We start from the raw sequence: 18,777 nt of genomic DNA on the forward strand, positions 1-18,777 counted from the left end.
GTATGCAGCCATGCATGACTGGGTTCCCGATGATGTTGACCTTACGCTGCCGGCTGTCCCGGACAGTCTGGCCATTGCCAGCCGCGCCCTGGAGGCGTTCGCCCAGACGTTGCCGCTGGGCGAGGAGGGGTTGTTCCCGCTGGATCTGGCGCTCAGCGAGGCGTTTACCAACGTAATCAAGCACGGTTACGGCTATGACGCCTCTCAACAGATCGCGCTGTTATTCCACTATCAACAGGACCAGAGCACGCTTGAAGTGGCGCTGACAGACAGCGGCAGCCCCATCCCGCCGGTGCTGCTCCAGCAGGATAAGTGCCTGAACATCAACCCGGATGACATGGACAGCTGGCCGGAGAACGGGATGGGGCTGATGTTTATCCGCGCAAGCGTGGATGAGATGCGCTACCACAGCCAGGATGGCCGGAACACCCTGACGCTGGTCAAACACCTGCACCCGGGGGTTGCCGCTGACGAAGAGGCGGAAGGATAATTCCGGGATTACAGGATTACAGGATTACAGGATTACAGGATTACAGGATTACAGGATTACAGGATTCCGGCACCCTGTTTTTCTTAACATCCGGATATTTTTTCAGCACATTATGGTTGGGTTAAGGTAGAGTCAGAAAATGCGATCGTCGCGTTACTCAGGGAGCCTTTATGAAAATACATCTGACCAGCCAGCCCAGCCACGCCGATCTTGATGAGCTGAAACACGGGGTGCTGCGCTACTCCGCACAGCATGTGGATACCTCCGAAATCGAGGCGCTGGCGCTGTTTATTCTTGATGAGGAGAACAACAAGCTGGGCGGGTTATCCGGCTCCACGGCCGGGAACTGGCTGCGGATTGATGTGCTGTGGGTCAGCGAGGCGCTGCGTGGGCAAGGGGAAGGGCGGCGGCTGATGCTGGCCGCCGAACAGGAAGCCCGCCGCCGCGGCTGCCGCTTTGCCCAGGTGGATACCCTGAGTTTTCAGGCGCGCCCGTTCTACGAAAAGCTGGGGTATGAATGCCGGATGACGCTGGAAGCCTACCCGCGCCGCCATGAGCGCTACTATCTGACGAAAGTGCTTTGAGTCACGCAGCCGCTGAGCGCCTGCCGCTTTCTTACGTATAACGCCCTGTGGGAGCAGGGCGCTATACGCGTTCTCCGCCAGTCAGAATGTATGCTTGGCTATCCACTCAGAACAAAAATCCAGATAAGCCATCACAATAGCAGACGGATGTTTATGGCGGGCATAGACAAGGTGCAATGGCAGGGTTTGTTTAGGCAGATCGGGTAAAAGCTCTACCAACAGCCCGCTTTCCAGGTAGGGTTTTGCTAAAAAATCCAGGAGCTGTGACACTCCCATCCCGCTTACGGCATAGTGGCATAATCCCCGGACATTATTGGAGGAAAAGAACGGTTCATATTTAACCTTTTCCGGGCCGGTGCCCCACTCAAAAAATCCATGGTTCAGGCTTTCCCAGCCGGTAACAGGAAAACGTGCCAGTTCAGCCAGTGTCTGAGGTGTACCCCGGCTTGCCAACAGTTCAGGGCTCGCGACAAACAACGCTTTTACTGTCATAACAGGTCTGGCAATCACATCCTCAGTATGTAAATCGCCCATCCGCAGCGCAACATCAATGCCATCTTCGAATAAATCGATGACTCTTTCACTTGCGTGGCAAAAAATTTTTATATCAGGATAGCGTTGCTGAAACGCAGTGAGCAGATCCCACCACAAAGGGAAATCAGGCGGAACAGAGATCCGCAGTTTGCCCTGGAGTTTATGCGCTGACTGCACATTTTTTTGCGCCTCTTCCAGTAACTCCAGACCCTGACGTGACTGCTCAAAGAACTGTTGCCCTTTATAGGTAGGTTTTACCCCTTGTCTGGAGCGCTCCAGCAGTTGCACCCGCAGCGCTCGCTCAAGATCATTAATCTTTCGGCTCAGGGTCGAGATTGGCACACCTGTTCTTTCACTGGCTGCTGAAAAACTGCCGGCCTGAACCACTGCGATAAACAATTTCGTTGCGTTGAAATCCACAGTGCTTTCCATATTTGGTTAACAGTTGTCTATTTTTGGTCATTCCATTCCATTTTGCAAAGGTTAAAATTCTACCAGTCTTATTTTCTCCCGGATTGAAAAATGAATAACCGTGTCACTGAAATCTTGCATACCCGCTATCCGCTCATACAGGCACCCTTGTATTTCCTGACTAATGCTGAACTCGTCGCTGCCGTTTCAAATGCAGGGGGGTTGGGCACATTGGGGCCGCACGGCGGGCAAGACAGCCTGCCCGGCTCGCGTTATATCGCTCTGGATCGTATGCGGGAAGAGATCAGAAAAATAAAAAAATTGACGGAGAATCCTTTTGCCGCGACGTTGATTAACGGGCCTGATATGAGCTTCTGGCGGCCAACGGCGGAAATGCTTGTTGAAGAAGGCGTGGAAGTCGTCCTTATCAATGAGGTGCTGGATGCTGAGATATATGATTTTTTTAAAAGCAACCGCATAAAAATTCTCTACCGCGCCCTGACTCCCACGATAGCCAATTCGAAAGAGGCTGAGGAATTAGGGGCCGACATCATTATTGCAACAGGATTTGACGAGGGGGGGACCGTGCCGTCCCGCGTGATTGGTACGTTCAGTATCGTGCCGATGATCGTTGATAGCGTAAAAATTCCGGTCATCGCTGCTGGCGGAATAGGTGACGTAAGGGGTGTACGTGCCGCAATGGCGCTGGGGGCGGAAGGAGTATTTGCCGGCAGCCTCTTTTTGACGGCGCGTGAAAACCCTGCAGACGAAAAAGTGAAGCGTTTGATTATTAACTCCACAGCGGAAGATCTGCTGCTCTTCCGCACACTGCCGGCTTATTACCGCACCTTGCCCACCGATTTGAGCCCGAAACTGGCTGAACTTGAGGCGCAGGACACCGATCGTGAAACCATGTTTAAGGTAATGAACGGATATCACTCTTTGTGGCAGGCCATGAGGCTCGGCAATTTTGATCAAGGGGTTGTGTCTACCGGTACGGGTATTTCCGTCATCAAATCAGTGCGTCCGGCGGCAGAGATCGTTTCCGATCTCATGCAGGACTTTTCGGGTTCTGCGTACCAAGGCAATCATAAATAATACGTTTTAAGTGAGTGGGGGCAGTAAATGATCATGCCCGGCGCTGGCTGACGCGCAGGGCTATGAGAACACTGTGTAAAAGAGAGGCACACGATGCCCGGATTAATGTTATTCCGGGATGTAGTAGGTGAACGCCATTCTGTGCGTAGTTTCCTTCTTCAACCGGTTCCTGAAGAACTACTGCGTTCGCCATCTAACTGCAATACGCAGCCCTGGCAGACCCATATTGTCTCAGGCGCGAAGCGAGACGCGTTGAACAAGGTGATTCCCGCTGCCGATGACGCAGGCCAACTGACGCCTGATTTTAGTTTTGACACCCGTGACTTTCATGGCGTCTACCGTGAACGGTACAAAGATCAGGGGGCGGCTTATTATCAGGCCATCGGCGTTAAGCGTGAGGCGTTTGAGCAGCACCGCGATTGAAATTACTGTTTGGTATATCACTGGAATATCCTGAGCGGGAGCACCCTGCAAACTAGTACAGAATCAATAAAGCGCCGCTTGAAGAAAGTGTCATCTTTCATCCTTAAATTTTAGTGCCTGATGACCCTCAGCCTCTCAGTTGTCGCTCACCTGCACCACCCCTTTGATCAGCAAGGCGAAAGACGCTACGGCGTCATGCTCATTCAGTTGCCCACGGGCAACCGCAGCGGAAAGCGCTTCGCCTGCCCCCACCAGGCCGATGCAGCATTGCAGCAGCGCCCGGGGCGACGTATTGACATGTGGCGTCAGGATGGAGACGAACATCCCGACGCAGTTGTCCAGAAGTTCCTGAAAGACCGCTGACTTCTCTTCACTGCCCGCCAGGGCCGCCCCGACGGCGTGAAACTCGTCTGTTTTATCTGCGGCGCAATGGATATACGCGCCCGCAAGCATCTGTATCGTTTCCTGCGGATTTCTGGGCGTCGTGGCCATCACCTCGGTGAACGTCCTGACCCGCTCCGTATCAATCCACCGGTAGAGTGCTATCAGCAACGCCGAGCGGGTAGGGAAATGATCATAGACCACAGGCTTGGAGACCCCTGCCCGTATGGCGAGGTGCCCCAGCGTCAGACGATCGGCGTTTTCCTCGCGCACAACCTGAAGCGCGGTGTTGAGAAGCTGCTTACGTCGCTCTGCCTTGGATAACCTGCGCGCGGCAGGGCCAGATTCCGGGGTGTGCTCTTTTTCCATGTCTTCCTCAAATTAACCTACTAAAAGTAGCTTTCTGGTGTCGTCGGTGCTACCTTTCCTACTAATAGTAGCTTATCACGTCATTGAGGAACCTTACCTATGTCCTTTGATCCGATACTTCTACTGGGCGGCTCCGGTGCGATTGGCCACCAGGCTGCCCGTGCGCTACATGCTATTTACCCCGATCTGCCGCTGCTGATAGGCGGCCGCGACCTGGCCAAAGCGCAGCGTGCGGCGGCTGACATCGGGGGCGCGGAGGGTGTCCGGATCGACACCACCTCCGCCGATCTGGGCCTCGGCGAGCGGAAAATCAGTGCGGTGGTGGTGCTCTATAAAGATCACTCGCTCGCCGCCCTCCGCTTCGCGCAATCGCGCCGCGTGCCGCATCTGAGCATCTCCTCAGGCGTGTTCGAAATCGCCCCGGAAATCGCACACTTCATGCAGGCGCCGGATGCGTCAGCGATTGTCCTCGGCTACGAGTGGCTGGTGGGGGCCACGACGGTGCCTGCACTCCATCTGTGCCGCTCATTCAGCCAGGTGCATGAAATCCGGATAGGTGCGCTGGTCGATGAAGAGGATGTCGGCGGCCCTGCGGTCGCGGCGGATTTTGAACACCTGAATCACCTGTTGCCCGCGGCGCTTACGCGTCGGGATGGCGTCTACCTATGGCGCGAGGGCGAGGAGGCAAAATCCGTGTTTTCAGCGCTGGATGGCACCGACATTGACGCCACGGGCTTTTCGTCGATTGACGTGGCCGGGCTGGCAGCGGCAACCGGCGCGCACAGCATCCGGTTCGATTTGGGCATGGGCATCAGTTCCAGCCGACGCAAAGGCGGATCGTTCTCGACCGAAATCATCCTGGATATATCGGGGCTGGACGCGGCGGGCGCGCCGCGCCGTACCCAGCATGCGGTTGTGCATCCCGGAGGCGCGGCACCCCTGACAGGGATGGGGATCGCCTTGCTGCTTGAACGCCTGATTGGGCTGGATGGAAAGCCGCCGGTCGCGCCCGGCCTGTAATTCCCCTACCAGATTCTGGAGGCGTCACACTACCTGGCACGTCTGGCAGAGGAGGGCGGCGAGCTGCTGGCGCTCTCATCCTCATAAAGGTTACAGGCAGATCGGCAACCGGCAGGCTTGCCCTGCGCCTGCCGGTTTACTCTGGTTGGGGGAGGGCGTAATCAGCCCGCATCGGCACGAAGCAGAGAGTAAGAGGTGTTTCCTGCCCGCGTGGAGCGAAAAGCGGGCCAAAAGCTTGCAAGGTCACTTTGGCAATTCAACAGGGTGGGGCAAGTCCCGGTAACTTACTTGCTCCGTGCTTATTCCCCCAAACTTCTTGCGATAGGAAGAAGGTGAGATTCCAACAGATTTACGGAATGCAGCACGAAAACTCTCCATGGACCCGAACCCACAGCATTCCATAATTTGCTCATTATGCAGATGGTTACTTTCCAATAAGTCACGTGCAAGGTTCATTCGCGCCTGAAGCACCCATGCCTTGGGGGTAATACCCATCGCCTCCCTGAAACGTCTCAGAAACGTTCGCTCAGACATTAATGCTCTGTCTGCCATTTGCCTGACTGACAGCGTGCTATTCAGATTTTGAAGAGCCCATTCCAGTACAGGCGCAATCTCATCACGGGGCTTTTGTGCAACAGGAGAAGGTATAAACTGAATTTGCCCCCCAGAACGTTGAGGAGCCATGACCAGGCGTCTTGCAACGATATTGGCAACATGCATCCCGTAATCACGGCTAATCAAATGAAGGCAGGCATCAATACCTGCAGCACTCCCCGCTGAGGTGATAATTTGCCCGTTATCGACATAAAGCACATTAGGGTCAACAGTGATGCCGGGATAACAGTCTGCCAGCTCCGTTGTATATCTCCAGTGCGTTGTTGCGCGCTTTCCGTCCAATAAGCCGGCAGCGGCAAGTACAAAAACGCCCGAACAAATCGATAGCAGGCGTGCCCCGCGATGATAAGCATCACACAATGCGTCCAGGAGTGCCTGAGGCGGCCTTTCGTCACGGTTACGCCAGCCGGGGATAATAATGGTTTGCGCGTCGCTGAGAGAGCCCAGCCCGAAACTCGATACAACCTGAATCCCTCCTGATGCCTGCATGGGATAAGCATCAACAGACACTATCCGGTGGCTATACCAGGGAAAGTCAAATTCAGGGCGTGGCAGGCCAAAAATCTCTACAGCAATACCAAACTCAAAGGTACAAAGCCCATCATAGGCAAGAATGGCGACTAAACCTGGAGGATTTAACATTGGCGGAAAACTACCGGTTATTGTCAGATGCGCCACTTTATCAGCCTGAACCTGCTTCATACAATCAACGCACGTTCAAATAAGAGGCCATTCTCATGCCAAGCTTAATCAGTGAAATACCCGCAGCCACCCCTTCAGAATCTCTGCAGCATTTTAGCCGTCGCTTAGCTTTTGAGACCGACTGTTCCGATGTCCATCAAAGCCAGAAGATGGGCAATACAGACTACGTATTAGTTGATGTAAGAAGTAGCGGGGCATTTTCGACAGCGCATGTTCCGGGGGCGATCAACATTCCGACACGCTCCATAACCGAGGAGCGAATGTCTGCGTACCCACGCGACACGCTGTTTGTTGTCTACTGCGCCGGCCCTCACTGTAATGGTGTACACCGGGCAGCCGTTCGTCTGGCTGGCCTGGGTTTTTCGGTAAAAGAAATGATAGGCGGTCTTACCGGTTGGGTTGATGAAGGGCTTCCCCTGCAGGGGGACACGCCCGCCGCGTCTACCGATGGATTCTCCTGCGCATGTTAAATCGTCCTATCACTATCCGGGCAGCACTGCCCGATGATATCCCTGACCTGCTCAGACATATGCGTTCGCGGGCGGAATTCAAGCGTTATATCAGGGCGTTTAAGGTCGACGAAAAATCACTGCTTACACACGCCGGTGTTGTTTTCGAATCGCAAAAACCAATAACAGGGGCAGGGCGGCAAAAATAAGCAGGGCTGTCCCGCTGTTTGTCAGCGCATAGATCTGACCAAATAGCATCGATCCAACGACCTGCCCTAAAGCCAGCATGAAAAACAGCGCACTGACGCCGGTTGCCGGTGCACTTTCTGTCGCCGCAGCCCCCCACACCAGCAGCACGCCGGAAAGCGTCACATAACCTGCGCCACCCAGGGCCACACTGGGAAACAGCCACCAGGAAAAATGCTGGCTGAAGGCTATCAGTAATAGTGGAAGTGCCAGACAGCACTGTGAAAGCCGATAGATCTGTTTCATGGCAATGACGCTTGCCAGCGGAGCAGTGAGCGCGCCTGCAATGCCGGCAGCACCCGCCGTCACCCATAACAGACTGATGGTACCTTGCGCCATGCCAAGCCGATGCAGCAGTTCAGGCCCAAAACTCCACCAGGCGGCACTGGCGATACCACTAACAAAAGCAATCGCCATTAATCGTTGAAGTGCACGGTGGCGCCAAAAGCCCGGCAATGGGGCGGATTGTGCCGAGAGCTTCTCTTTCGGCAGAATACGCCACACCGGAAAGGCGCACAGCAACGCCAGCAGCGCGAACAGCGTACACGCCATCCTCCAGCCCCCCGGAAGCCAGAATAACACCGGCACAGAGACGATAATGCCTGCGCTCGTCCCGGCGTTGATTATCATGTTCATTTTTGGCTGCTTTGTGTCAGCGATCGTTTGGCTGACCGCTGCCGCAATGGCAGGGGAGGCAAGACCGGCGCTCAGCCCGGCAATAAAAAGTCCCAGAGCCAGCAACCATTCCGAATGCGCGACAGCAATAAGCAGCAGGCCAGAGGCGGCACTGAGCGAGGAGATAAACGCCGGCAGCCTCGGCCCTGCCCTGGCTGAGAGTAATGGTGCCGCCAGAATGGCCAGGCAATAGGCGATAAAACTGCACGCCGAGAGCATACCTGCCAGTTGCGGCGTGAAGGAAATATCACGCATGACATCAGGCAGCATCACGCCCCAGGCAAAGCGTGCCAGGCCATAGGAGACGGCGATCAGTGCAAACCCGGTCAGCCCCAGCCACGTGGCTCTCATGGCTGACCGCCCAGACTATGGATAAGTTGACGTGACGCTGTTTTCCCCGCCTCGCAGGCGGCGGGTGCCCCCATTACCAGGGCGGTCGTCAACGTGCCTTCAAACAGCGTCCAGATTGCGTCGGCAAGCGGAGTATTCTCTCTGCCACAGAGATGGCTGATGCATGTTGCAATGTAGGCACGCATGGCATGGCGGTAGGCCATGGCCTGTTCCGCCAGGACAGGTTCTTTTTCAGCGTACTCACTCCAGACCTTAAGAAAAAAACACCCTTTGATGCCATATTCACTCATCCATTTTCCCATCACATCAAACAGGTGATTTATCGACTCCGGGTCTTCTGAAGGGCGGAGCGCAGAGAAAAAGCGTTCACGGCGCCCGTCCATAATGGCCGCGGTCAGCGCTTCGCGTGAAGGAAAGTAACGATACAGGGTCCGGGTTGACACGCCCGCTTCCCGGCAGATGTTATCGGTACTCGTGGCATGAAAGCCGTTAAGGTAGAACAGCTGCTCAGCGGCCTGGATGATGTCTTGTTTTTTATTCATACGTTAAAAGTAAACCGATCGTTTTACTTTTTCAAGGTGATGTTTCCCGGCCATGCGTTTATACGTGACAGCGTCACGGGGCGCAAAGGCGAAGCAAGGGGCCGCCAGGACGTGGGCATTCTCTGGCGGCGTTGAGCGAGGAGCGGAAATGAGTTGTGAAGCTACCGTATGCCGGTATGAAAGGATTCCTATAGGTGAAAACCGGCGATGAACCTCAAGGCGCAAAAGCCTTTTTCAAAACCTCAGCTGTAAATTTTCTGGCAGATTGCAGTATGTATCGTTATGTAGTCAAATACATAACGAAATGACTGCTGAAAGAGGATTTCAATGAATCTGTATATGTTTTACATCGATGGAAATGCCGGTAAATCTAATATTGAAGTACATGACATCCAGTTTGTTGCTGCCAACGAACCAAAAGAGGCCTGGCCTGCTCTTCGGGAGGCGTGGTTCGGTGATAGCGATAAAATTCATATTGACGGCTACAGCCGTGTTACCTGGGCTAATGGATATTCTGTCACGCTCTCTGCTGAACCCTCTCAATCTGCAAAAAAATTATTTTTCGTCAACGCAGGAGGTTACAGGCCGGATACGCTTGCAGAGCTGCATGAATTTGACTTGTTTGTCGCCGAAAATGCCCAGCAGGCCAAAAAGAAGGCGCTACAAACGTTGCTCTGTGGCGTCGATCATCAGCATAAAGATAATCTGAAAGATGTTGACGATTGTCTGTTACTCGAAAAGGTAGGGGAGCTATACATTCATCTGACCCCCTGCGATTCAGGACAACGTGATCAACCAGAATGGCAGGGCTATCAACCAATAGGTGTCTGACATTGCAAAGACGGGCTTGCGCCTATCCAGGATGAAGGACGCGCTCAGGGCTGCTTACCATGCCACCACGTTCCCGAAACGGTCCAGATACTCCAGGCCCGGCCTGCTTTGCTTGACTTCAATCACGCTGACGATGTCAGGAATGGTTTCCTCCAGGCTGAACGCTCCGTCATCGCCTCCCAGCGCGGTGCGGATCCAGCCCGGGGCAAGCAACAGTAAAGCGCGCTCCGGATGCGTGACGGCCTGTCGCGCTGCATAGCTTCGCATGTATTGATTCAGGGCCGCTTTGGTACCGCGGTAAACCTCTCTGCCGCCTTTTTCGTTATTGCCGATGCTGCCCTGTCCCGACGACATAACGCCGATTAATCCATCCCCCTTTATCAGATCCTCCAGGGTTTCTACCACCCTCAACGGCGAAAGCGCATTGGTGATCATGACATGGGCAAACTCCTGGGTGCTGACCTCTGCAATGGTTTCGCCCGGGTTCTGGTTAGTGGTGCCGGCATTAACGAAAAGGGCATCGTAGCGCTGATGCTGCAACCGCACCTTCAACGCAGAAAGCTGCTCAGCATCGGTAATATCCAGGCGCTCAACGGTAAGCTGATGGGGAAAGTGTGCAGAGAGTTCCTCTAGCGCAGGCTGGCTGCGGCTGCGAACGGTGGCCGTGACTGCCCAGCCCCGGCGAAGAAGCTCTTCGGTCATGGCCAGACCGATGCCGCGCGAGGCACCAATCAGCAGCATACGCGGCATGTTTGTCTGGGATAGATTCAGCGTCATTTGCTTCACTCCTGTTCATCTCGGAAGTGATTAAATTAAGCGCAAGACGAACGTTGCACCAGACGCACGGGGTGCAATAATAGATTGCACTGAACACAATGATTAAACGCTTATGCCTGACATCGATCTGAACTTACTGACCGCGCTGGATGCGTTACTGATTGAGTGCAGCGTAACCCGGGCGGCGCAGCGGCTGGGGCTGAGCACCTCAGCCATGAGCCGTACCCTGACCCGTCTACGTACCGCGACGGGGGACAAGCTTTTGGTGCAGGCCGGCCGTCATATGGTGCCCACGCCCTATGCCCTGGAACTGGCCGGACGCGTACACGAAACGGCGCTCAGCGCGCGCGCCCTGCTGCAGCCTGCCGGCCAGGGGGTGAACCTGGCAACCACGGAGCGCAGTTTTGTTATCCGGGCGGGCGAGGGGTTTATCGATATGTCAGCGGCAGCGCTGCTGAAGGAGATACAGCAGGTAGCGCCCAGGATACGCCTGCTGTTTACCGGCAAATCAGATAAAGAGGCGCAGGCGCTGCGTGAGGGGAAAATTGACCTTGAAATCGGTGTCTTGGGGACGGATGCGCCTGAGTTAAAAACCCGGGTACTTTTCACTGACCGCTTCGTGGGGATCTGTCGTCAGGGGCATCCTCTTTTAGAGATGCCGGGCGTGACGGCAGAGCGCTACGCCAGCTTTCCTCATGTTGTCATTTCCAGAAAGAATAAGCTTCGGGGGCCGGTTGACCAGGCGCTGGATGCGCTGGGGCTTCAGCGACACATCATGATGTCTGTGCCTGCCTATACCAATGCGGTAAATATCGTACGTCATTCGGATGTCATCGGCCTGGTGCCGTTTACCGCTCTGGCATGGTGTGATCCCTGCTCAGAACTGATGCATTTTGAACTGCCGGTCACCACGCCGCCGATAAAGGTGTCGGTTATCTGGCATCCGAGGCTGCACGCGGACCCAGTGCACCAGTGGCTCAGGGAAACCATTGTGAAAGTGTGCCGCCGCGAATATAGCCGGCACGTCAGGACGTAACCGGAGAAGGGCAGGCGTTCGGGCTGTTCCAGCATGGGCCCCGCGTCCAAATAGTGATAGCGTCATAAAGGGTAGGCGGCAGAGGCCTGTGACCTCACAAACCATGTAAAACAGGGTGCCTGAACGCGGTGGTGTAAGGCAGCGCGTCGAAAGAGAGGGATATCAACTCAGTGACCAGACAAAGCGACTTTGATTTTTCATGCAGGCCGGTTATCCCGTATGCGCATGACTACCGGCACGGCGATTATGAGGGCTGGCATACGCACAACTGCGCTCAGCTTATTCATACGCTGAGCGGCGTTATCCGCATTGAGACCCGGTACGGGTTTTGGGTCGTCCCCCCTTCACGCGGCGTATGGATACCGGCACATATCCCGCATGCCCTGCATATCACCGGGGAGGTCAGGGCGAGGGTGCTCTTTGTCGAGCCGCTGGCACGGGCAGATCTGCCCGTCATCTGTCAGGTGGTTGGCGTGAGTGACCTGTTACGGGAGTTGATTATCTGCGCGCTGACGCTTCCTGAGGACTACACGCCGGGAAGCCGGGCTGAACGTGTTTATGAGCTGATGCTTGATGAAATCCGCCTTATGGACACGCTGCCGTTTCACCTGCCGGAGCCGGTCTCTGAGCGCCTGAAACAACTGTGCCGGGCCGTTCGCGATGCACCGCATGAGACCTGGTCGGTAGCGCAGGCAGCCGTAAAAATCAGCGCCAGCGGGCGCACGCTCAACCGCCATTTTTACCAGCAAACCGGCATGCAGTTCAGCGAGTGGGTGCGGCGGGCGCGTCTTCTGCACGCCCTGACGCGGCTGGCGCAGGGCGAGCAGATAACACGGGTGGCGCTGGATTCAGGTTACGCCAGCCCGGGCGCGTTCAGCGTGATGTTCCGGCGGGTGATGGGGGTGACGCCGAGTGATTACTTCAACCCGTGACGAAATTGGCCGCCGCGTTCAGCATGGCTTGCAGTGAGGCCCGGGTGATATCACTGTCGATACTGACGCCCCATGCACATCTCCCCGCCCTGTCCTGGCAGCACACATAGGCCACAGAGCGGCTGTCGCTGCGTTTACCCAGCGTGTGCTCCTGATAACTCACTATTTCAAGCTCAGTTTTTACCTCCCGGCAGAGGGCGGTCAGCGCCGCAGACAGAAAACCGTTCCCCTCTCCCGTCAGGCTCAGCGTTTTGCCCCGGCAGATAATCTCAGCAGAAAGCACGGTACGCTGATCGGGCTGGTTGTTGCAGAGATACTCTTTTAAACGCAGCGGTGGTGCGTCAACCACGCCATACGCCTGACGGAAAAGGTTCCAGACAGCCATCTGTGACATCTCTTTCTCCCCACATTCCGCCTCTTTCTGCACCAGGAGGCTGAAGGCCTGCTGAAGCGGGCGGGGCAGACTGAGGTTGTGATTCTGCTCCAGCAGCCAGGCCGCCCCGCTTTTGCCCGACTGGCTGTTTACGCGGATAACCGCCTCATAGCTGCACCCGATGTCTGCCGGATCGAGCGGCAGATAGGGCACGTTCCAGAAAGCGTCTGATGCGCCCTGCCGTGCAGCAAAGCCTTTTTTGATCGCATCCTGATGGGAACCGGAAAAAGCAGTAAACACCAGCTCACCGGCGTAGGGGTGGCGCGGCGCAACAGGCAGCTGATTGCACTCCTCCACCACTTCCACCACTTTTTTCATCTGGCTGAAGTCGAGCCCGGGGGAAACGCCCTGCGTATAAAGATTGAGCGCCAGCGTCACCAGGTCAGCATTCCCTGTACGCTCTCCGTTGCCAAACAGGCAGCCTTCAACGCGTTCAGCGCCGGCCAGTAGCGCAAGCTCTGCACAGGCAATGCCTGTTCCACGATCGTTGTGTGGATGAACGCTTATACACACCTGCCGGCGGCGCGAAAAATGGCGGCAGAAATACTCTATCTGATCGGCATAAATATTAGGCATGCTGACTTCAACCGTCGCAGGGAGGTTGATAATCATGGGGCGGGTTGTATCCGGATCCCAGACCTCAGCCACGGCTTCACAAATCTGCAGGGCAAAATCAGGCTCCGTAAAGCAGAAGGTTTCCGGGGAGTACTGAAATGTCCAGCGGGTTTCCGGTGCCTCTTCGCATAACCGGCGGATTTGCCGGGCCGCGCTGACGGCAAGCTGAACAATTTCATCACGTGTCTGACGAAAGACGATTTCCCTGAACAGTGGCGCCGTCGCATTATATAAATGGACGGTCGCCTGATGGACGCCGCGCAATGACTCAAACGTTCGCGTAATCAAATCCTCTCTTGCCTGAGTTAATACCTGAATGTTCACCTCTTGCGGGATACGTTTTCCTTCAATCAGCGATCGGACAAAATCAAAATCCGTTTGCGATGCAGAGGGAAACGCGACCTCAATTTCCCGGAAGCCACAGGCGATAAGCAGATCCCAGAATTTCATTTTCCGGGCGCTGTCCATCGGCTCAGCAAGCGCCTGATTACCGTCACGTAAATCGGTGGAAAGCCAGCGCGGAGGCCGGGTTAACGTATTGTCCGGCCATTGTCTGTCAGTCAGGGTGACGGGAGGGTGCGTTTTATACTTGAGTGAAGGATTATTCAACATACCGGGTTCCTTTTTAATAACGAGGCCCCAGTGTCGTGCTAAACCGGCGGGAAAACTCATCAGAAGATGACAACTGCTTATTCAAAAATGACAACTGCGGAGCAGGGATGAGGCTGATCAGACTGGCAGCAGAGTGAAGTATCACTTACTCTCCATAGCATATGGACATTAATCTCCCCGGCTTTATGCCTGCACTCCTGCCTGTTGCACTCTCTCCGGGTGCAAGTTTCACGCTTGTCATGAGCAGCGCTCTGGCAGGCGGACGCCGTGGCCTGTTCAGAACCCTCGCCGGAACCGCGTTGGGTATTTATACCCATGCGCTGCTTATCGGGCTCGGTATCACGGCAGTGATTGTCTCCTCGCCGGCGATGTATGGTGCCCTGAAAATAGCAGGAACAGTGTATCTTCTTTGGCTGGGCGGGGTGCTCATCCGCAGCGGCCTGAATGCAAAACACCCTCACCCCCAAAGCAGCCTGCCTGCCGTTACGGTAAAGGAGGCGTGGCTGGCTAACATCCTAAATCCCAAAGCAATTATTTTCTATCTGACGGTTGTTTCCCAGTTTGCCGGCAAGCATGGGGGCGTAGGCAATTTCCTGACCTTAGCTTCCGTTCACGTAGCGGTTATGTGCCTCTGGCTTATTACCCTCAGCTATACGCTGGTGTTCTCAGCCAAAAATGCCAACCCGGTGATGCTTAAAAAATATGTCAACATTGCCGGCGGGGCGTTACTCATTATTTTTTCACTACACAGCCTTCTTCACTAAGCAGCCTTAACACTAAACAGTCAGTATCACGCTTCCTGTGGTATGCCCGGCTTCAAGATCGGTGTGGGCTTTTGCCGCGTCCGTCAGCGCATATTCAGCGCCGATGTGATTTTCCAAACCGTTCTGGAGGGCAAACATAAGGTCTTCGGTTCCCTGCCTGTAAAGATCAGCATCGTCAGCATAGGCGATTGAACTTGGCCGCATCAGGGCAATGGAGCGGGCGAACCCAAGATCCTCTACGCGTACCGGAGGAATAGGCCCGGCAGGCTGGCCCAGGCTGGCCACTATCCCAAAAGGGCGTACCACGCTGAGCGTCGAAGAGAGCAGGGTGCCGCCGACCCCGTCGATGGCAAGATGGACCCCGCGACCCTCCGCGATTGCGCGCACCCTGTCCGGCCATGCCGCATCCGTGTGAAGAAGAACGTCGGTGGCACCCGCTGCCTGAGCAATGCGCATTTTCGCCGCGGAGCCCGTTGTACCGATAACCCGGGCACCTTTCATGGTGGCCCAGCGGGTGACCATCTGCCCCAGGCCGCCCGCGGCTGAATGAACCAGGATCCAGTCACCGGCTTTAACGTGCCGTACCTTGTGAAGCAGCATGTGTGCGGTGAGGCCTCGCAGCATCGAACTGCCGGCCGTCTGCATATCTACCCCATCGGGTATTTTAATGAGCCGGCCGGCAGGAATATTCCTGAGCTCTGTATACGCGCCCATCGGGTTGCCGGTGTAGGCAACCCGATCGCCTGGGGTAAAGGTGCGGACGTTACTGCCCACCGCCTTTACTGTTCCGGCCCCCTCAAACCCCGGTATAGCCGGAGAAGAGGGCGCAGGGTAAAGCCCCGAACGGTAGTAAATATCGACAAAGTTTACGCCGATCACCTTGTGCTGAATCTGAACTTCCTCAGGGCCGGGTTCCTTCAACGCTATTTCCGTTGCTTTAAGGACGTCAGGGCCGCCGGGCTGGCTGATAACGATGGCTACAGACATAGTTTTTCCTCACTGTTTAAGTGAGAAAATTATAAAGTTGTTCACGTTGGGAAAAATACGGGTATAAAAGCACCATGTATGCGTAAAAATGCACAAGGAGAGCATAAATGGACTGGCAGGATTTACACTACTTTCTTGCTCTGGCCCGCAAAGGCTCTATGTTCGCGGCGGCAAAAGAGCTTCACGTAGACCATGCCACCGTAAGCCGCCGTATCGCCGCACTTGAAACCTCTCTCGGCCTTCGCCTTACGGAGCGTTTGCCCCGGCGCACCACCCTGACAGAACAAGGGCGGGTCATTGCCTCGGTGGCTGACGAAATGAACAGGATTGCAGACCGGGTTTATTTACAGGCTAAGTCGCTGTCTGCTGCGCCAACGGCGGTTGTCAGGGTCAGCGCCTCCCCTGCTGTCGCTGCACAATTGATTGCGCCGGCCGTGGCTGACTTTATGCAAAAGCATCCGGGCGTCGCACTTTCATTATCAGGCGTCTCCCACCATGTCCAGATGGACAAAGGTGAGGCTGACATTGCGGTCCGCCTGGCAAGGCCGGATGATCCTGACCTGATCACAAGGCGGATAGGCACGATGCGCTTCGGCTTGTACGCCTCACCTTCCTGGCTGGACATGCCCCCTGAAAGCTGGGTATTTATTGCCTACGAAAGCTCACTGGAGCATGTGACACAGCAAAAATGGCTTGGCTCTCTGCTGAACGGACGGCGGATTATCTTCAGGGCAAGCGACCTGATGGCACAGCAAGAAGCAGCCAGGAGAGGGCTGGGCGTGGTGACCTTACCCTGCTTTATGGGGGACGCTGACAGTTCACTGGTAAAACTGGCGGTAAACTCACCGCCCCCTGTCAGGAGTATATGGCTGGTTGCCTATCCGGAGCACAGGCGCGATCCCTCGGCTGTCAGGGTCATGGAATTTCTGGCTGATATCATTGGGAAAGCCTGCCCGCCTGACAGACACCCCTGACACAGGGATTGGGGTGTCCTCTTTTCTAGGGGATATCGGGTGAGTCCTTCTGCTGATGCCAGGCGGCAATTTCCTCATCCAACCAGGCAATAAAGAGTGAAGCTTCCGGCTTTTGCTCTGCTGACGGGGAGGTGACCAGCCAATATGGCCAGGGATAGGGTGCAGTAAAGGGCGTGAGCTGTACCAGCTCTCCCCTTGCGATAGCCTCGTGAACCAGAGAGCGCCGTTCCAGGGCGATACCTTTACTCAGCCGCACAGCCTCCAGCACCAGATTAGAGTCGTTAATGCATAAACCGGTCGGGACAATCTCTCTCTCCAGCCCGGCGTTGGTGCACCAGGTTTTCCACGACTCCATTGAGAAGATAATTTTACTTTTGGCCACTTCTGAGGGTGTTCCGGGCAGCACACCACCATTAAAACAAGGCGCGGCGACAACGATCAGCTCATCTGAAAAAAGATAATGGCTTTTCATCCCCTCCCAGTCGCCTTTACCCATACGAATGGCAATATCTACGCCTTCCTGCAGCATGTTGGTTATGGTCAGGCTGGCCTGCAGCCTCAGCGTGATATGAGGGTATTTCGTGCGAAACCGCTCAAGGCGCGGCAACAGCCAGTGGCACCCAAAAGAGGGCACCATCGCCAGGGTCAACTCCCGCCTTCGCGGCTTGACCTGCACGAGTCTTGTGGCGTCGGCGATATTTTTCAGCGCCTCGCGCACCTGTAAAGCGTAAAGCCGCCCTTCTTCATTAATTTGTACTCCCCGGCCATGACGAATAAACAGCTTTACGCCGATAATTTCTTCCAGCACTTTTATTTGTTGGCTGATGGCAGAATGCGTAACATGCAAATCTTTAGCCGCTAACGTCACGCTACCAAGACGAGCCACTGCTTCAAAACTACGCAAACTCGCAATGGGTGGAAAATCAGACATGATAAAACTCCCTTACCGCCTCTCACTATGCCAACGTTACCATACCGTAAAAGCTTTTAAAGCTTATCTGGAAATATGGGGAACTCTATATAAAATAGTTATAACCCAATGAATTTAAAAGAAAAGATGATATAAGTGAAAGTTGATCGGCCCGGCAATATGTCAGCGTTAATGACAGCTCAGGTTAGATACTCATGATATTAAAGGTAATGAATATATTGTAATCTTTCATCACTCTATTAACCGGGTGGTAAAAGGGCGGGATTATCCCCGGCTGGTCTATTTATATTAATTAACCGCATGATTTTTTAGATACAGGAAAACAGGAATGATGAAACTTATTGGCATGATGGATTCTCCTTATGTAAGGCGCGTGGCCATATCCCTTGAACTTTACGGCATTGAGTTTGAAAACCTGCCACTGTCAGTATTCAGCACCTTCGACGCGTTCTCCAAAATTAACCCGGCGGTAAAAGCGCCCACGCTGATTCTGGATAACGGCGTAACATTGATGGACTCATCGCTGATCCTTAATTATTTTGAGGCACAGGCTGATACCCACCGGAAACGCCTGCCTGCTTCCCCGGATGCACTGGCAAAAGAACTTCAGGTATTGGGTTTTATTCTCTCCGCGTGTGAAAAAGCGGTACAACATGTTTATGAACATAATCTCCGGCCCGCGGAGAAACAGCATCAGCCCTGGATTGAGCGTATTACTCACCAGCTGCTGGCTGCCTGCCGGGAATGGCATGTTCTACTGGGGAATCGCCCTGTTTCCACAACGCCCGATCAGGTATCGATAACCAGCACCGTAGTATGGACATTTATTCAGACAATGATCCCCCATGTCGTGCCGGTTAATGATTTTAAAAATATCCAGTCAATGACTGAAGCATTCGAAGCCCATCCGGCATTTAAAAAATATCCTCTGTGATGTAAGAGGTTTGATTATGGTTGTCCCTGATAAGCAAAAAACGCACATTCCGCACTATTCC

At 54.7% G+C, this 18,777-nt stretch carries 21 protein-coding genes; 12 read left to right on the plus strand and 9 right to left on the minus strand.

All coding sequences use genetic code 11. From position 1 onward, the window contains the following. Nucleotides 1-10 precede the first annotated feature (10 nt). Nucleotides 11-490, plus strand: a complete 480-nt coding sequence (locus CYR55_RS06845) for an ATP-binding protein (protein ID WP_101815405.1) — start codon at nt 11-13, stop codon at nt 488-490. 170 nt (nt 491-660) lie between these two features. Next, complete coding sequence (locus CYR55_RS06850; RefSeq protein ID WP_101815406.1) at nt 661-1,074, plus strand: GNAT family N-acetyltransferase; 414 nt, start codon at nt 661-663, stop codon at nt 1,072-1,074. A gap of 81 nt (nt 1,075-1,155) precedes the next feature. Here the strand turns inward: CYR55_RS06850 and CYR55_RS06855 are convergent, their stop codons facing one another. Continuing rightward, nucleotides 1,156-2,028, minus strand: coding sequence for a LysR family transcriptional regulator (locus CYR55_RS06855; protein WP_101815570.1), 873 nt, complete (start codon nt 2,026-2,028; stop codon nt 1,156-1,158). Between the two features lie 102 nt (nt 2,029-2,130). On the opposite strand from CYR55_RS06855, the gene CYR55_RS06860 reads away from it, so the two are divergent. Beyond that, nucleotides 2,131-3,117: an NAD(P)H-dependent flavin oxidoreductase gene (locus CYR55_RS06860; protein WP_101815407.1), complete on the plus strand. Its 987-nt coding sequence runs from the start codon at nt 2,131-2,133 to the stop codon at nt 3,115-3,117. Nucleotides 3,118-3,222: 105 nt separating this feature from the next. Continuing rightward, nucleotides 3,223-3,540, plus strand: coding sequence for a nitroreductase family protein (locus tag CYR55_RS24115; RefSeq protein ID WP_277622312.1), 318 nt, complete (start codon nt 3,223-3,225; stop codon nt 3,538-3,540). A 135-nt stretch (nt 3,541-3,675) separates the two neighbouring features. Here CYR55_RS24115 and CYR55_RS06870 read toward each other — a convergent pair whose 3' ends face one another. Further along, a complete protein-coding gene (locus tag CYR55_RS06870; protein ID WP_101815408.1) occupies nt 3,676-4,290 on the minus strand; it encodes a TetR/AcrR family transcriptional regulator in 615 nt (204 codons plus the stop codon). Nucleotides 4,291-4,389: 99 nt separating this feature from the next. Here CYR55_RS06870 and CYR55_RS06875 point away from each other — a divergent pair, with 99 nt between their 5' ends. Beyond that, nucleotides 4,390-5,310, plus strand: a complete 921-nt coding sequence (locus CYR55_RS06875; RefSeq protein WP_206604033.1) for a Rossmann-fold NAD(P)-binding domain-containing protein — start codon at nt 4,390-4,392, stop codon at nt 5,308-5,310. Nucleotides 5,311-5,553: 243 nt separating this feature from the next. Here CYR55_RS06875 and ftrA read toward each other — a convergent pair whose 3' ends face one another. Then, entirely contained in the window at nt 5,554-6,567 is a 1,014-nt protein-coding gene (ftrA, locus tag CYR55_RS06880) for a transcriptional regulator FtrA (protein ID WP_101815571.1), read from the minus strand. Nucleotides 6,568-6,662: 95 nt separating this feature from the next. Here ftrA and CYR55_RS06885 point away from each other — a divergent pair, with 95 nt between their 5' ends. Next, nucleotides 6,663-7,097 carry a rhodanese-like domain-containing protein gene (locus CYR55_RS06885; protein ID WP_101815409.1) on the plus strand — a complete coding sequence of 145 codons (435 nt, stop codon included), beginning with the start codon at nt 6,663-6,665 and terminating at the stop codon, nt 7,095-7,097. Nucleotides 7,098-7,220: 123 nt separating this feature from the next. Here the strand turns inward: CYR55_RS06885 and CYR55_RS06890 are convergent, their stop codons facing one another. Then, nucleotides 7,221-8,348, minus strand: coding sequence for an MFS transporter (locus CYR55_RS06890; protein WP_101815410.1), 1,128 nt, complete (start codon nt 8,346-8,348; stop codon nt 7,221-7,223). After that, a complete protein-coding gene (locus CYR55_RS06895) occupies nt 8,345-8,890 on the minus strand; it encodes a TetR/AcrR family transcriptional regulator (RefSeq protein WP_101815411.1) in 546 nt (181 codons plus the stop codon). Before CYR55_RS06895 ends, CYR55_RS06890 begins: the two co-directional genes overlap by 4 nt. Nucleotides 8,891-9,217: 327 nt before the next feature. Between CYR55_RS06895 and CYR55_RS06900 the strand changes: the two genes are divergently transcribed. After that, a complete protein-coding gene (locus tag CYR55_RS06900) occupies nt 9,218-9,721 on the plus strand; it encodes a DUF1543 domain-containing protein (protein WP_101815412.1) in 504 nt (167 codons plus the stop codon). A gap of 54 nt (nt 9,722-9,775) precedes the next feature. Here CYR55_RS06900 and CYR55_RS06905 read toward each other — a convergent pair whose 3' ends face one another. Further along, nucleotides 9,776-10,498, minus strand: coding sequence for an SDR family NAD(P)-dependent oxidoreductase (locus CYR55_RS06905; RefSeq protein ID WP_101815413.1), 723 nt, complete (start codon nt 10,496-10,498; stop codon nt 9,776-9,778). A 112-nt stretch (nt 10,499-10,610) separates the two neighbouring features. Between CYR55_RS06905 and CYR55_RS06910 the strand changes: the two genes are divergently transcribed. Continuing rightward, nucleotides 10,611-11,534: a LysR family transcriptional regulator gene (locus tag CYR55_RS06910; RefSeq protein ID WP_101815414.1), complete on the plus strand. Its 924-nt coding sequence runs from the start codon at nt 10,611-10,613 to the stop codon at nt 11,532-11,534. A gap of 170 nt (nt 11,535-11,704) precedes the next feature. After that, nucleotides 11,705-12,466, plus strand: a complete 762-nt coding sequence (locus CYR55_RS06915) for an AraC family transcriptional regulator (protein WP_101815415.1) — start codon at nt 11,705-11,707, stop codon at nt 12,464-12,466. Here the strand turns inward: CYR55_RS06915 and leuA are convergent. Then, nucleotides 12,456-14,126: a 2-isopropylmalate synthase gene (leuA, locus tag CYR55_RS06920; RefSeq protein ID WP_101815416.1), complete on the minus strand. Its 1,671-nt coding sequence runs from the start codon at nt 14,124-14,126 to the stop codon at nt 12,456-12,458. The two genes, CYR55_RS06915 and leuA, sit on opposite strands and share 11 nt — an antisense overlap. A gap of 161 nt (nt 14,127-14,287) precedes the next feature. Here leuA and CYR55_RS06925 point away from each other — a divergent pair, with 161 nt between their 5' ends. After that, nucleotides 14,288-14,890 carry a LysE family translocator gene (locus tag CYR55_RS06925; RefSeq protein WP_101815417.1) on the plus strand — a complete coding sequence of 201 codons (603 nt, stop codon included), beginning with the start codon at nt 14,288-14,290 and terminating at the stop codon, nt 14,888-14,890. A 12-nt stretch (nt 14,891-14,902) separates the two neighbouring features. Here the strand turns inward: CYR55_RS06925 and CYR55_RS06930 are convergent, their stop codons facing one another. Further along, nucleotides 14,903-15,877, minus strand: coding sequence for a quinone oxidoreductase family protein (locus tag CYR55_RS06930; RefSeq protein WP_101815418.1), 975 nt, complete (start codon nt 15,875-15,877; stop codon nt 14,903-14,905). 107 nt (nt 15,878-15,984) lie between these two features. On the opposite strand from CYR55_RS06930, the gene CYR55_RS06935 reads away from it, so the two are divergent. Next, nucleotides 15,985-16,851: a LysR family transcriptional regulator gene (locus CYR55_RS06935; RefSeq protein ID WP_101815419.1), complete on the plus strand. Its 867-nt coding sequence runs from the start codon at nt 15,985-15,987 to the stop codon at nt 16,849-16,851. Nucleotides 16,852-16,876: 25 nt separating this feature from the next. On the opposite strand, the gene CYR55_RS06940 is transcribed toward CYR55_RS06935, so the two are convergent. Next, nucleotides 16,877-17,782, minus strand: a complete 906-nt coding sequence (locus CYR55_RS06940; protein ID WP_101815420.1) for a LysR substrate-binding domain-containing protein — start codon at nt 17,780-17,782, stop codon at nt 16,877-16,879. Between the two features lie 331 nt (nt 17,783-18,113). Here CYR55_RS06940 and CYR55_RS06945 point away from each other — a divergent pair, with 331 nt between their 5' ends. Beyond that, on the plus strand, nt 18,114-18,716 hold the full coding sequence (locus CYR55_RS06945) for a glutathione S-transferase family protein (protein WP_101815572.1): 603 nt from the start codon (nt 18,114-18,116) through the stop codon (nt 18,714-18,716). Nucleotides 18,717-18,777: the final 61 nt, after the last annotated feature.

The organism is Chimaeribacter californicus, assembly GCF_002858675.1.
Classification (GTDB): domain Bacteria; phylum Pseudomonadota; class Gammaproteobacteria; order Enterobacterales; family Enterobacteriaceae; genus Chimaeribacter; species Chimaeribacter californicus.

What these genes read in the sequence shown, in the direction of transcription:
- CYR55_RS06870 (WP_101815408.1), bottom strand. Translation starts at nt 4,290, where the DNA reads ATGGAAAAAGAGCACACCCCGGAATCTGGCCCTGCCGCGCGCAGGTTA.
- CYR55_RS06895 (WP_101815411.1), bottom strand. Translation starts at nt 8,890, where the DNA reads ATGAATAAAAAACAAGACATCATCCAGGCCGCTGAGCAGCTGTTCTAC.
- CYR55_RS06930 (WP_101815418.1), bottom strand. Translation starts at nt 15,877, where the DNA reads ATGTCTGTAGCCATCGTTATCAGCCAGCCCGGCGGCCCTGACGTCCTT.
- CYR55_RS06885 (WP_101815409.1), top strand. Translation starts at nt 6,663, where the DNA reads ATGCCAAGCTTAATCAGTGAAATACCCGCAGCCACCCCTTCAGAATCT.
- CYR55_RS06910 (WP_101815414.1), top strand. Translation starts at nt 10,611, where the DNA reads ATGCCTGACATCGATCTGAACTTACTGACCGCGCTGGATGCGTTACTG.
- CYR55_RS06900 (WP_101815412.1), top strand. Translation starts at nt 9,218, where the DNA reads ATGAATCTGTATATGTTTTACATCGATGGAAATGCCGGTAAATCTAAT.
- CYR55_RS06845 (WP_101815405.1), top strand. Translation starts at nt 11, where the DNA reads ATGCATGACTGGGTTCCCGATGATGTTGACCTTACGCTGCCGGCTGTC.
- CYR55_RS06905 (WP_101815413.1), bottom strand. Translation starts at nt 10,498, where the DNA reads ATGACGCTGAATCTATCCCAGACAAACATGCCGCGTATGCTGCTGATT.
- CYR55_RS06890 (WP_101815410.1), bottom strand. Translation starts at nt 8,348, where the DNA reads ATGAGAGCCACGTGGCTGGGGCTGACCGGGTTTGCACTGATCGCCGTC.
- ftrA (WP_101815571.1), bottom strand. Translation starts at nt 6,567, where the DNA reads ATGTTAAATCCTCCAGGTTTAGTCGCCATTCTTGCCTATGATGGGCTT.
- CYR55_RS06945 (WP_101815572.1), top strand. Translation starts at nt 18,114, where the DNA reads ATGAAACTTATTGGCATGATGGATTCTCCTTATGTAAGGCGCGTGGCC.
- CYR55_RS06850 (WP_101815406.1), top strand. Translation starts at nt 661, where the DNA reads ATGAAAATACATCTGACCAGCCAGCCCAGCCACGCCGATCTTGATGAG.
- leuA (WP_101815416.1), bottom strand. Translation starts at nt 14,126, where the DNA reads ATGTTGAATAATCCTTCACTCAAGTATAAAACGCACCCTCCCGTCACC.
- CYR55_RS06875 (WP_206604033.1), top strand. Translation starts at nt 4,390, where the DNA reads ATGTCCTTTGATCCGATACTTCTACTGGGCGGCTCCGGTGCGATTGGC.
- CYR55_RS06940 (WP_101815420.1), bottom strand. Translation starts at nt 17,782, where the DNA reads ATGTCTGATTTTCCACCCATTGCGAGTTTGCGTAGTTTTGAAGCAGTG.
- CYR55_RS06925 (WP_101815417.1), top strand. Translation starts at nt 14,288, where the DNA reads ATGGACATTAATCTCCCCGGCTTTATGCCTGCACTCCTGCCTGTTGCA.
- CYR55_RS24115 (WP_277622312.1), top strand. Translation starts at nt 3,223, where the DNA reads ATGTTATTCCGGGATGTAGTAGGTGAACGCCATTCTGTGCGTAGTTTC.
- CYR55_RS06935 (WP_101815419.1), top strand. Translation starts at nt 15,985, where the DNA reads ATGGACTGGCAGGATTTACACTACTTTCTTGCTCTGGCCCGCAAAGGC.
- CYR55_RS06860 (WP_101815407.1), top strand. Translation starts at nt 2,131, where the DNA reads ATGAATAACCGTGTCACTGAAATCTTGCATACCCGCTATCCGCTCATA.